Source organism: uncultured Microbulbifer sp. (assembly GCF_947489355.1).
GTDB lineage: Bacteria > Pseudomonadota > Gammaproteobacteria > Pseudomonadales > Cellvibrionaceae > Microbulbifer.
Genome location: NZ_CANLDD010000010.1, coordinates 1 through 12,869, shown reverse-complemented (window position 1 = coordinate 12,869; position 12,869 = coordinate 1). Strand labels below are relative to the sequence as shown.

12 protein-coding genes and 1 tRNA gene are annotated in these 12,869 nt (G+C 54.8%); 9 read left to right on the top strand and 4 right to left on the bottom strand.

Annotation, left to right across the window (positions count from 1 at the left end):
* Positions 1-56: 56 nt before the first annotated feature.
* From Q1A48_RS06540 to Q1A48_RS06530, 3 genes are all read left to right on the top strand, one after another.
* Positions 57-752 (top strand): response regulator transcription factor, encoded by a 696-nt coding sequence (locus Q1A48_RS06540; protein ID WP_299942621.1) that lies wholly within the window; start codon positions 57-59, stop codon positions 750-752.
* Complete coding sequence (locus tag Q1A48_RS06535) at positions 736-1,989, top strand: HAMP domain-containing sensor histidine kinase (protein ID WP_299942619.1); 1,254 nt, start codon at positions 736-738, stop codon at positions 1,987-1,989. Before Q1A48_RS06540 ends, Q1A48_RS06535 begins: the two co-directional genes overlap by 17 nt.
* A 125-nt stretch (positions 1,990-2,114) precedes the next feature.
* Positions 2,115-3,173: a type 1 glutamine amidotransferase domain-containing protein gene (locus Q1A48_RS06530; RefSeq protein WP_299942617.1), complete on the top strand. Its 1,059-nt coding sequence runs from the start codon at positions 2,115-2,117 to the stop codon at positions 3,171-3,173.
* A gap of 432 nt (positions 3,174-3,605) precedes the next feature.
* On the opposite strand, the gene folK is transcribed toward Q1A48_RS06530, so the two are convergent.
* The 3 genes from folK to tsaD are packed head-to-tail and all read right to left on the bottom strand — an operon-like array spanning position 3,606 to position 5,568.
* A complete protein-coding gene (folK, locus tag Q1A48_RS06525) occupies positions 3,606-4,097 on the bottom strand; it encodes a 2-amino-4-hydroxy-6-hydroxymethyldihydropteridine diphosphokinase (protein WP_299942616.1) in 492 nt (163 codons plus the stop codon).
* 2 nt (positions 4,098-4,099) lie between these two features.
* A complete protein-coding gene (folB, locus tag Q1A48_RS06520; RefSeq protein ID WP_299942614.1) occupies positions 4,100-4,489 on the bottom strand; it encodes a dihydroneopterin aldolase in 390 nt (129 codons plus the stop codon).
* A gap of 44 nt (positions 4,490-4,533) precedes the next feature.
* The gene (gene tsaD / locus Q1A48_RS06515; RefSeq protein WP_299942612.1) at positions 4,534-5,568 is read right to left on the bottom strand and encodes a tRNA (adenosine(37)-N6)-threonylcarbamoyltransferase complex transferase subunit TsaD; all 1,035 of its coding nucleotides are present in this window, start codon (positions 5,566-5,568) and stop codon (positions 4,534-4,536) included.
* Positions 5,569-5,740: 172 nt separating this feature from the next.
* On the opposite strand from tsaD, the gene rpsU reads away from it, so the two are divergent.
* The 6 genes from rpsU (at position 5,741) to Q1A48_RS06485 (ending at position 11,515) form a co-directional block, all read left to right on the top strand.
* Complete coding sequence (rpsU, locus tag Q1A48_RS06510) at positions 5,741-5,956, top strand: 30S ribosomal protein S21 (RefSeq protein ID WP_183461320.1); 216 nt, start codon at positions 5,741-5,743, stop codon at positions 5,954-5,956.
* A gap of 198 nt (positions 5,957-6,154) precedes the next feature.
* On the top strand, positions 6,155-6,601 hold the full coding sequence (locus Q1A48_RS06505; protein WP_299942608.1) for a GatB/YqeY domain-containing protein: 447 nt from the start codon (positions 6,155-6,157) through the stop codon (positions 6,599-6,601).
* A 19-nt stretch (positions 6,602-6,620) separates the two neighbouring features.
* A complete protein-coding gene (dnaG, locus tag Q1A48_RS06500) occupies positions 6,621-8,582 on the top strand; it encodes a DNA primase (protein WP_299942606.1) in 1,962 nt (653 codons plus the stop codon).
* A 199-nt stretch (positions 8,583-8,781) separates the two neighbouring features.
* Complete coding sequence (gene rpoD, locus Q1A48_RS06495) at positions 8,782-10,611, top strand: RNA polymerase sigma factor RpoD (RefSeq protein WP_299942604.1); 1,830 nt, start codon at positions 8,782-8,784, stop codon at positions 10,609-10,611.
* Between the two features lie 91 nt (positions 10,612-10,702).
* Positions 10,703-11,092, top strand: a complete 390-nt coding sequence (locus Q1A48_RS06490) for a diacylglycerol kinase (protein WP_299942603.1) — start codon at positions 10,703-10,705, stop codon at positions 11,090-11,092.
* 346 nt (positions 11,093-11,438) lie between these two features.
* Positions 11,439-11,515, top strand: a tRNA-Ile gene (locus tag Q1A48_RS06485).
* Between the two features lie 530 nt (positions 11,516-12,045).
* Here Q1A48_RS06485 and Q1A48_RS06480 read toward each other — a convergent pair.
* Entirely contained in the window at positions 12,046-12,816 is a 771-nt protein-coding gene (locus tag Q1A48_RS06480) for a hypothetical protein (RefSeq protein ID WP_299942601.1), read from the bottom strand.
* Between the last annotated feature and the right edge of the window lie 53 nt (positions 12,817-12,869).

Here is a 12,869-nt window from a genome sequence, read left to right as displayed (position 1 = left end):
CACGCCCATCCTGTCAGACTGTTTTTGTGACTTTCTTTGCCACACGAGACACTCCCATGCACCCACTGAAAATACTGCTGATAGAAGACAACCCTGTCATTGCCCGACAGGTTGCCGAGTTTTTACAAGCTGAAGGCTGGCGAATGGATTTTTCCCACTGCGGCCGCCAGGGGATGCAGCTGGCGCTAGAGCAGATCTTCGACCTGGTTCTTCTCGATCTGGGCCTGCCCGATATGGATGGCCTGGAGGTGTGTAAGAAGATTAAAGCGGAGGCGCCGGTGAATATACCGGTATTGATGCTCACCGCTCGCGACGCCATCTCTGATAAAGAGCATGGCTTTGGTGTGGGCGCTGACGACTACCTGTGCAAGCCCTTCGACCCACGGGAATTAATCCTGCGCTGCCGCGCCCTGGCCCGCAGGCACCAGTTGCATACCAATGATAAAATTCAGATCGGCGACCTGCAAATATGCCATCGCCAACAGACCGCATGTAGAGACAAGAAACCATTGGTGCTGACCACTATCGGATTCCGTATTCTCACCCTGCTCGCCCAGGCTTCACCGGCCCCCGTGAGCCGCTCGGCACTCATTCACCATATCTGGGGCGACGACCCACCGGAAACTGACGCACTAAAATCCCATATCTACAGCCTGCGTCAGGCATTGGACAAACCATTTAAGACGCCCATGCTGAAAACCATTACCAACCTGGGATACCAATTGGAAACCTCAAGTGCACAGAATCAGTAAACTGCAAAAAAGAGTCTTTGCAATTTTTGGCAGTTTTACCCTACTGCTCTGCGTGGTATTTTTTGCACTCTGCCTGTTGGCAGCCTATGTGATTGAAGACCATATTCTCGACAATTTACTTGAAGGTGAGGTCCGCTATATTGAACAACAGGCGCAATTCACCGGTTTTCCACCGAAACCACGCCTACCCTACTTCAAGCTGTACACCGAAGGCCAGGCAATCCCCACTGAATTACTCAGCGCACTGCCAAACAACGCCGAGAAAGCCGAGTGGTTCAGTGATTCAGACCATCACTTTCACCTGCGTAGGGTACATTTGCCTGATAACAGCTCCGCAATTCTCGCCGCCGAAGTCAGTGAACTGATCGCTGTCACGCGACAATCGACCCGGTTACTCTGGCTCTTTGGCAGCGCATGCGCCTTGACATTACTATTCGCACTTCACTGTGCCTACCGTATTTCCCGCAAAACCATCGCCCCGGTTATTGCCCTGGCGGAAGCGGTTAAACAGCAAAGAAGCCGCGATACGCAGATATCCCTGCTCCACAGTGATGACAAGGATGAAATCGGCTATCTGGCATTTATCCTGGAAAGCACCATCAATCAGCTCAAACAGGCACTACAGAGGGAGGCTGAATTCACCCGCGATACCAGCCACGAATTCCGCACGGCCCTGACCATTCTCAAAGGCACCCTGACGCTCAGCCAAAACAGGGCGATGACGGCTTGTGAAAAGACCGAACTGTTACAAACGGTTACCGGGATGGAGGCAACGGTATCGACACTGCTGGCCCTGGCTCGGTCGGAATCCCTGCAAACGGAGTACCTTAGATTGCGGCCCTTATTGGAAGAGCGCCTCCTGACACAGCATCAAAACATTATTCAAGAAAATTTCCAGATACAGATAACAATAGAAAACGACCAGGAGATCCTGGCCAATCGCCATCTCGTATCATTACTATTCAACAACCTGATCGGCAATGCCCTACAACATGCATCCCGGCCCGAACTGAGAATTTATACCAAAGGAAATACCCTATTGTTTGAAAACCCCATAGATACTGTACTCGATACGGAAAAGACGTTTCTGTCCGGCCAAAAAAGAGAAGGCAGCAAAGGTATCGGTCAAGGTTTATTTCTGGCAAAAAGAATCTGTGCAGCTCTGGGCTGGGAAATTGCGGTTCTGTGCCAACAAAACACTTATCAATGCGGGCTACTGTTAAGAAAACCGCCATAAACCAAACAATTGATCCTTTTAGCAACTATCTCACCCGGATTTCACCTGCCACCCCTTACTCTTCCAAGTGTTAGATGGACAACCCGAAAGATTTACACCTTTCACTACAATTTTTGGAAATCGACATGTTGAAGAAAATACTTATTTCACTCGCTGTCACCTGTGGCGCTTGCTTTACCTTTATCATCTGGATTAAGGGCTTAATCCCTCCACAGGAACAGGACTTTTCCAATACAACAGCCAGTGAACTGCGCTATTTACAACAAGGGCCCGATGTAAAACGGGGCAAAGTGCTGGCTGTAGTCACCAGCACAGAGGTGATGGGTACCTCCACTAAATCCACCGGCTATGAGTTGACGGAACTGGCCCGCCCCTACTATGTATTTACAGCCAATGGGTTTGTCGTGGATATTGCCAGTCCCAAGGGTGGTAAACCGCCTGCGTTGATTGATAAAGGCGATATGGGACCTTTCGATTATGCTTTTCTCAATGATCGGGAAGCACAGCAAAAGGTAGATAACAGTATTCCCATTGATCAGGTATCCGCCGGGGACTACCAGGCCATATTTTTTGTCGGTGGTAAGGGCACCATGTTTGATTTTCCCGATAATACCGATATCCAAACCCTGGTGCGGGACTTCCATAAAAACGGCAAGGTCATTGGTGCCGTTTGCCATGGACCGGCAGCGCTCGCCAATGTCACTCTGGACAATGGCGAGCCACTTATCGCCGGCCGCCAAATCAGCGCTTTCACCAATGAGGAAGAGCTGTTTCTTATTCCCGACGCCGCGCAACGGTTTCCCTTTCTGCTGGAAGATCGCCTGCGCGAGCAGGGTGCAATTTTCCAGAGTGGGCCCGCCTATCTGGAGCAGGTCAGTGTGGATGGCCAACTCATTACCGGCCAGAACCCCTGGTCCACCTGGCTGGCAGCCGAGCGTATGGTAGAGGCGATGGGTTACACACCGCGTCCCCGCCAGATAACCCCTGCGGAACACACCGTCGAATTGCTGCTGGCCTATGAACAACAGGGCTATGAAAAGGCCAGAGAAAAATTGCAAAAGCTTCGCGACAGAAAGGATCTCGACCGGCGCCTGCTGGCTATGCACGGCCTGGTCTCTGCCATGCGCTGGGAGCCCGGCAAGACCCTGGACATTATCCGGCTGTTATCCAAAAGTCAGGAATAGTAAAACTCAGCCAAGGGCGGTCCGGCCAACCCAACCGACCTAGGCTAGCTGACTCGGCGCATGGACAATCAGGATTTCGACCTGATCACCGTTGGCCGCGCACTCAAAAAGTTATCGGCATGGTCCCTCCTCAACTTGACAACACCGCAGTGGCACCGATAAACCTGATCGCTCATAGCCAGGCTCGGGACCCTGTATTAATCACAGCCAATAACGACGAATTTGCAACAGAAGAGGAAAACAGGGTGCTATTTGAGCTTATTAATGCAAACAACAAGCGGCACCACGTATTCCCCGGAGGCCATATACCGCCACCAGAATATATTGATACGATTGCCGAGTGGCTCCAGTAAACCAAAGGTCTTATGACGCCCACAAAAACAAAAAGGCAGCCCGGTGGCTGCTTTTTAGGTTTCCCTGACAAGTTCGCCATTAAGGCCAGGTAAATGCCACCGGCCACAACTTCTGCGAAGCCTGATCGTATTCACTCCACAACTGGCGGAAAGTCTTCTCCTCGATCGGGTGAACGGTTTGCGGGGCTATCTCTGCCAAAGGCTGTAATACAAAGGCATTTTTTACGATCTCACCCCGCGGCAGTTTTACCCCATCGACCGTGCCTGTGAGGTTATCGTAGGTGAGGATATCGATATCCAGGGTGCGCGCGCTGAACCTGGGACCCGCGCGCAGGCGGCCATTGGCATCCTCGATTCCACGCAGGCAGAGCGCCAGCTGCCCCACCGGCAGGTTTGTACGCAGGCCCACCACCAGATTATAAAAGTTATCCCCCTGGAATCCCACCGCCTCACTCTCGAAAACGCGGGATACCTGCAACTCGCCAAACTGCCCGGCCAGCGCGTCCAGCGCTGCGTGAATATGTTGCGCGCGATTGACATTACTGCCAAGGCTGAGATACACCTGAGCCACGTTTACACTCCCGCAGACATCGCTGCTGCCCCTTTTATTGGCTTTTCGCCGCGCTCGATAATAACACCGACATCCCGGGAACCACGCACAGCACCGGGCTTGGATAAACGCAGACGCAGCCAGATCACGGAAAACTCCTTTTGCACAATGGCAGCGGCCTGTTCCGCCATGGTTTCCACCAACAGGAACTCACTACTCTCAATAAAGGCGATCAGGCGCTTGGCCACCGCTTTATAGTTGAGCGTGTACTCGATATTATCTGTGCGCGCCGCTTCGCTGATATCGAAAGCCATCTCCAGATCAACACTGACCGTCTGACGCACTTCCCGCTCCCAGTCGTAAATACCAATAATGGTATCCACCTTTAAATCCCGTATAAAAACAATATCCATCTATCGGCTCTTTTCTTTTTACTGCCAGGATGTCCTGCCCATGTTTAAAGTTCGGTCTTGGGCAATTCGGTCATGGGCCAGCGCGGGCGCACATCCACTGCCAGACCGGCTTGCTCTCCGGCCTTCAGGCGCAGGCTGCCCGCATAGGCAATCATCGCGCCATTATCGGTACAGAATTCATGGCGTGGATAGTAAACACTGACACCGCCTTTGCGCAGGCTCGTTTCCAGGCACTCGCGCAACCGCTGATTGGCGGAAACCCCACCGGCAATCACCAGCGTTTTGTACCCGGACGCTTGAATCGCACGGTGGCATTTAATCACCAATGTATCCACCACCGCTTCCTGAAAGGCCGCGGCGATATCCGCGCAGGTCTGCTCGTCCGGCAGGCCATCTTCAAGGGCGTGCCGGCGCACGGTGGTCAGGGTAAAAGTCTTTAGACCTGAGAAACTGAAGTCCAGGCCCGGTCGATCAGTCATAGGGCGGGGGAAAGTAAAGCGCCTGGGATCGCCTTTCTCAGCCAGGGCCGCCAGACGCGGGCCGCCGGGGTAATCCAGGTCCAGCATCTTGGCCGCCTTGTCGAAAGCCTCACCGGCAGCGTCATCCAGAGACTCCCCCATCAGCTCATAGTCACCGAGACCGCGCACTTCTACCAACTGGGTGTGGCCACCGGAGACCAGCAGAGCCACAAAGGGAAAAGCGGGCGGACTCTCTTCCAACATCGGGGCCAATAGATGGCCCTCCATATGGTGCACCGCCACCGCGGGTATGTCCCAGCCATAGGCCAGGGCACGGCCGGCACAGGCCCCCACCATCAGGGCGCCGACCAAACCGGGGCCAGCGGTATAGGCCACGCCGTCCAGGTCCGAGGGTTTGGTGTTCGTCTTTGCCATAACCTGGCGCACCAGGGGCAGCAGCTTGCGCACATGATCGCGACTCGCCAGTTCAGGGACTACGCCACCATAATCAGCGTGCAAGTCCACCTGGCTGAACAGGGCGTGGCCGAGCAGGCCGGAGGCTGAATCGTAGATAGCGACGCCAGTTTCATCGCAGGAAGTTTCTATACCAAGAACACGCACCTGATCTTATACCCGTGACTACTTCGAGGGGTCGTTATCATACTGGAAAATGGGGTTGCGATCCTGCGGGGGAGTGTTTAGAATTTGCGCCCTCGCTGTGAACCGGCCACCGGATGCAACTGCGGGAGTATTGCCGGAATGGCCGAGAGAAACGAATTTTAACAGGTATTCTATGCCCTCTGTACGACTCAAAGACAACGAACCTTTCGATATCGCCCTGCGTCGCTTCAAGCGCTCCTGTGAAAAAGCAGGCGTACTGTCTGAAGTACGTCGCCGCGAGTTCTACGAGAAACCAACGGCAGTACGCAAGCGCAAAGCCGCTGCCGCTGTGAAGCGCCACGCCAAGAAGCTTCAGCGCGAAAACCGCAAATTCCAACGCCTCTACTAAGATAAGAGTCGCAGACAGCATTCAGTCTGTCGCCACGGGGCAGCCGAATGGGTCAAGCCCCTTAGCGGTACCCCAGCAAACGGCGTGCGAGTGATACTCGCGCGCCGTTTTTCATTTTGTCAATCGCATTCTCCCCAGGCCACGGACGCGCTATCCTTAGCACCCAGCATCTCTAATTCCAATCCCGGAACACGCACTATGAGCACTCTCAAGGACACCCTGACCCAGGCCACCAAAGACGCAATGAAAGCGCGTGACAAGAAGCGCCTGGCCACCCTGCGCCTGATCAATGCCGAGATCAAGCGGGTAGAAGTGGATGAGCGCATCGACCTGGACGATGCCCGCATCCTCGCCCTGCTGGACAAAATGATCAAGCAGCGCCGCGACTCCATTACCCAGTTTGAGAAGGCCGGTCGCACCGAGCTGGCAGCGGTGGAGCAGGCCGAGATCGAGGTAATCCAGGAGTTTCTGCCCAGACAATTGAGCGAAGCCGAGATCAACGAGATCGTCACTTCCGCCGTTCAGGATACTGGCGCCAGCAGCATGGCGGATATGGGTAAGGTCATCGCCCAGGTAAAACCGCAAGTGCAGGGCCGCGCGGATATGGGTGCGGTAAGCAAACAGGTCAAAGCCCAGTTGGGCTGATCCCGAAACGGAGAGCGCTGTGCCCAGCAAGATCCCCCAGTCCTTTATCGACGATCTACTCGCCCGGGCAGATATCGTCGAGCTGGTGGACAGCCGGGTCAAACTGCGCAAAACCGGTAAGAACTACGCCGCCTGCTGCCCCTTCCACGACGAAAAGACTCCGTCTTTTACTGTGAGCCCGGACAAGCAGTTCTACTATTGTTTTGGCTGTGGTGCCAACGGCAACGCCATTGGTTTTTTGATGGAGTACGACCGCCTCCCCTTCCCCGAGGCGGTGGAAAAGCTGGCGGCAACCCGCGGCCTCGAGGTGCCCCGCGAGCAGCCGGCGCCGGGCCAGGAGAAACGCCAGCGGGAGAGCCAATCCCTCTACCAGCTCACGGAAAAGGCCGCCGACTACTATTGCGCACAGCTGCGCAGCCATCCCGCCGCCGGCAACGCCGTGGCCTACCTGCGCAATCGCGGCTTATCTGGCGAGATTGCCCGCGATTTCGGTATCGGCCTGGCGCCACCGGGCTGGGACAATTTGCTCAACACCCTGGCGGACTCCCCGCAGAAAGCCGATCAGCTGGAGCTGGCGGGCCTGGCCATTCGCCGCCAGGACAACGATGGCAACACCAAACCCGGCGCTCGACACCACTACGACCGTTTCCGCAACCGCATTATCTTTCCGATCCGCGACCAGCGCGGCCGCGCTATCGCCTTTGGCGGGCGGGTACTGGGGGACGAAAAGCCCAAGTACCTGAACTCGCCGGAAACCCCGATCTTTCACAAGGGCCGTGAACTCTACGGCCTGTGGGAGGCGCGCCAGGCCAACCGCAATTTAGATCGCCTGATTGTGGTAGAGGGTTATATGGATGTGGTGGCGCTGGCACAGTTCGACATCCGCTGTGCTGTGGCCACTCTGGGCACCGCCTGTGGCGAGGAGCATATCCAGCTGGCTTTCCGCCACACCGCCGAGCTGCTGTTTTGCTTTGATGGCGACCGCGCCGGCCGCGCCGCCGCCCGTCGCGCGCTGGAATCCGCCCTGCCGCAGATGCAGGACGGGCGCAGCCTGCGCTTCCTGTTGCTGCCAGAAGGGGAAGACCCGGACACCCTGGTACGCCAACTGGGGGGGGAACGCTTCCAGCAATTGATGCAAGCACAGGCCCTGCCGCTGGAAGACTTTCTCTTCGACCTGCTCAGCGAGGACATCAACCTGCAGACCATGGACGGCCGCGCGCGTCTGTCCAAGCTGGCCGCACCCCTGCTGGATCAGCTGCCGGAAGGGGTCTACCGCCAACTAATGTTCCAGCAGCTGGCCTCGCGCACCGGTCTTGACAGGGAGACCCTGCAGGAGGTGATCCGCACGGAAAAAGCACACAGCGCCCAATCCCAGCACGCCGCCACCGGGCAGGCGCCCAAGACGCCGCAGGAGTCCAGCCAGGATACCCAACACCGGACAGCACCGGAGCCCTGGCCACGGGAGAGCAACCCCTATCTGGAGGAGATCGCCCCACAGGAAGGGGACAGCCCGCGCCGCAGTGGCCAATACCGCCTGCCGCCGGAACGCATGTTGATCGCCCTGCTCCTGCACCACCCACGGCTGTGTGCCCAAATCGAGGATCTGGAGCACTTTCGCGCGAGCAGCGATCCCGACCTGGCGCTGTTCGCCCAGTTGGTGACGCTACTCAGGGACCGCCCCGAATACAACCTGAACCAGTTACTCGGCTACTGGCGCGCCCACCACGGAGCTGACTCCTGTGACATCCTGGCCAAACTCGCTATGTCCCCGCTGGTATCCGGTATACACCAATTGGCCCAAGGCGACAGCAACCTGGAGTACGATCCACACCTTGAGTTCAGCGACTGCCTGAAGCGCCTGGAGGAGTCCGCCAGCAGGCAGCACAACCGCGGCCTGCTGGCCCAATTGAAAAGTGACACCCAGCTGAGCACGGAAGAGCAACTGGCACTGTTGGCCAATTGGCGAAGAAAACACAATTAATCGGCACTATGCCCTTGAAAACTACAGGCTGAACACTATATTCACACCCCCCACCAGCGGACGGGATTGGGAACCACAAGCGACCCACGCCACACACCAACGCTGTCACTTGACAGCCGGAGTGGTTATTGCTAATGCAAATACGCTATAATCCCGCGTCTTTGTCCCGTATTTTCATCCCCAGAATTCAGGGTTGTGCATGACCGACAAAACCCAGCAGCAGACCTCCCGCATTAAGGATCTGATCGCCCGCGGTAAAGAACAGGGCTATCTCACCTATGCCGAGGTAAATGACCATCTGCCGGAAGATATTTCCGATCCCGATCAGGTGGAAGACATTATTGGCATGATCAACGATATGGGCATCAAGGTCTTCGAAAAGGCCCCCGATGCCGAAGAATTGTTGATGGCCGAAGGCGACAGCTCCGCAGATGAGATCGCGGCCGCGGAGGCGGCCGCCGCACTGGCCGCGGTGGAGTCCGATGTAGGCCGCACCACCGATCCGGTACGCATGTATATGCGCGAAATGGGCACTGTTGAGCTGCTCACGCGCGAGGGCGAGATCGCCATTGCCAAGCGTATCGAAGAGGGCCTGCGAGAACTGATGGCCGCCCTCGCCTACTGGCCCGGCGCCGTTGAGCGAATCATTAACGAATATGTCCTGATCGGGAAAGAGGAACGCCGTGTCCCGGACGTGATCTCCGGCTGGCTGAATCCCGCCGAAGAAGTACCACCAGGGGCACAGGCCGGCCAAGCCGCAGACGCCATCACCAGCAACAGCAGCGAAAGCACCGACGAGGAAGAGGAAAACGTTGGCGGCATCGACCCCGAAGAGCTGGCCGAGCGCATGAACGCCCTGATCGCGGCAAAAAAAGCCGCCGATGCCGCGATAGAAACCCACGGTCGCAGCTCCAAGGAAGCCGGCAAGGCCCTCGAAGCTGTCGGGGAGGTTTTCCGCTACTTCAAACTGGCACCACGCCAGTTCGACCCCCTCTATGGCGAGGTACGCTACATTCGCGACAATGTGCGTGAGCAGGAACGCCTCGTCATGAACCTGTGCATCAAACGTGCCCGTATGCCGCGCAAGACGTTTGTGAAGGAATTCCCCGGCAACGAGATCAACGAAGGCTGGATTCCCGCAATCATCAAGAAAAAACGCGACTACTCCGACGCCCTGCGCCACGTAGTGGACGACATTACCCGCGCCCAGCGCAAGCTGGCCCAGTGCCAGGAACGCGCCGGCCTTGAAATCGGCCAGATCAAGGAAATCAACCGCCGCATGTCTATCGGCGAGGCCCGCTCGCGCCGCGCCAAGAAGGAAATGGTGGAAGCCAATCTCCGCCTGGTGATCTCTATCGCCAAGAAGTACACCAATCGCGGCCTGCAGTTTCTGGACCTGATCCAGGAGGGCAATATCGGCCTGATGAAAGCGGTGGACAAGTTCGAATACCGCCGCGGCTACAAGTTCTCCACCTACGCCACTTGGTGGATTCGCCAGGCCATTACCCGCTCCATCGCAGACCAGGCGCGTACCATCCGTATCCCGGTACACATGATTGAGACCATCAACAAACTCAATCGCATCAGCCGCCAGATGCTGCAGGAAATGGGCCGCGAACCCACACCGGAAGAACTGGGTGAGCGCATGGAGATGCCGGAGGACAAGGTACGCAAGGTCCTCAAGATCGCCAAGGAACCCATTTCCATGGAAACGCCCATCGGTGACGACGAAGATTCGCATCTGGGTGATTTTATCGAAGACCAGAACGAGTCCTCACCGGTGGACACTGCCACCCAGACCGGTCTGCACGACGCCACCCGCTGCGTGCTTTCCGGCCTGACCGCGCGGGAGGCCAAGGTACTGCGTATGCGCTTCGGTATCGACATGAACACCGACCACACCCTGGAAGAGGTGGGCAAACAGTTTGATGTAACCCGCGAACGTATCCGTCAGATCGAGGCCAAGGCACTGCGCAAGCTACGACATCCGTCGCGATCAGAACACCTTCGCAGCTTCCTCGACGAGTAAGCGCCAGTCAAAGGCCCGGTTTCGACCGGGCTTTTTACTATGGCACAATCACAACTGCCCGCGAGGGGCCTAGGGATTCCTGGAGAGCACCATGCAAGAAGAGTTCGCCAACAAACCGGGCAAGAAAGGTATTGCGCGCTTGATCGATGCCACCGACTACTCGGTGCAGGGCCTGGTCGCCGCCTGGCGCAACGAGGAAGCTTTTCGCCTGGAGGTGATCCTAGCTCTCATACTGGCTCCTTTCGCCCTATGGGCCGGAGAAACACCCGCTGAGCGCGCGATTCTGATCGCCGCTACTCTGCTGGTACTTCCCCTGGAGCTGATCAACAGCGCCATAGAGGCTACCGTGGATCGCATTGGCCCAGAGCGGCACCCCCTGGCAAAGATGGCAAAAGACACCGGCTCCGCCGCCGTCGCCATTACCCTGTTGTTGGCCTTTTTGGTGTGGTGCTGCATATTGCTGCCAAAGCTGTCGCTCTGAAATAGAACGCACATACCACTATTCACCCACCTCCCGAAAACACCGGCGTACCGACGGCATAACGCTTGTCGGGACAGGGAAGCAAGAAGAGGAAGCGAAGATTTTCTGTTCTTAGCAAGCACACACCCCAAAATACACATCCCTTCAGCGAGGCAAAAAACCAAACCCCGGACAATACCATCAGCAACCCCGCATACAGGAAAATCCTTGCAACAAAGACATTGATTTAAAAAGGGAAATCGAGTACTTTGCCTGCCGTTTGCTACAATCTGTGCAAGCGGTGTTGTATGCGCATCCGCATCGCCCTGCATGGACCGGATACGGAAACGGTTATCATAGTGAAAATGGGCCTTTAGCTCAGTTGGTTAGAGCACCCGACTCATAATCGGTAGGTCCCCAGTTCAAGTCTGGGAAGGCCCACCATTTTCATTAGCATTGCATCCAATATAGTATTGAAACCATAATGTGGCCGCTTTGGCCAGGTTATGCTTACATAGGCAAGCAAACTTGGCCGCACATTACTCGCTTGTACTTGTAGAAAATATCACCACCTCTTAACTCTTCTCTGGCCCAAGACTTCCCCTATCAGCTCCTTTAAAACTTATACGTCCCCGCCTCTCTTAGCTCAGTATCCTCCTACCAAACAAAAACTGCTCACCTATGCCCGAAGAGCATTTTCAGAACGAGAAAGCCTAAAACCATGGCACTGAAAGTCACATAAAATGCCCTATAAGACATGTTTGCAACAGAACCATCACAGTTAAGTCGGGTTTGCCGGACTTACGCGTACTCTCTAACCATCAAATACCTCCACTATCAAGGAATGCGAGTCCTTTTATGTGTTGAGTTCCCTTCTGAACAACCCTTTGAATGGTTAGGTAATTCCACCGAAATTGATCGAGTTTGAAAGCGAAATATCGTGGCCTCTGGCGATAAATTCTAAATTTAAGATATTAATTCCCAAAAGTCCGAAAAGTCCGAAAATAATCATTTTTTAACTCGGAAATGTGAGCCGTAACTCGCCCAACAGCCAGGCCATCCCCTAAGGTCGACGATGGAGCCCGTGAGCTGGGTAAGCAAAATGCGCTTTCTTGACCATAATTCTGCCAGGGCCAAAACTCGGCTCCGCCAGATTTAATAACCTTGCTTCCTTCGATGTTTACATTATCGTACATTCTTTTTTCACATTCACCCCTGGCTTGAAACTCTGATAAAGTCCAGGTAAAGAAAAAAAGACACCTTAAACCATTCTCTGTTTTAGGGGAGCTTTCAGTATCTAATGACATCCAATCATCAATAACTTTGATATCTGCAAGAGAATCTCCCCAAGGAAACAAAGCAGAATACGATTTCATCAAATACTCAATTTGGAATTCATTCGCTATTCGGTAGTTATAAAAACTCGAAAAGTTCTCAAGATCATCATATGTCATATGGAAAGCATCATTATCTTCAAGCATTTCATTTTCAACAGCAATCTTATTTTTCGATTGGAAATTGAATTTCTTAACTTGCTTTAGGGAAATTGGTGAGGCAGAAACCAAAAACTCTTCACATAGACACTCAACGCTCTTCATCGTCTCAATCGAGTGATAGATGTCAGGTAAATTATATTTAGCAAATTTTTTTTGTTTTTCGTCGTATCCAAATTCGAATGTTCCACGCTGAACTAAAAGAAATTTTAGTCCACTTCTTTCATCCCTAGATTCAACTTGTAAGTGCATATCTCAATGGAGCTAGAAAAAGCGGCCAGTTGCCCGTAGACTTCTCGCTTTTT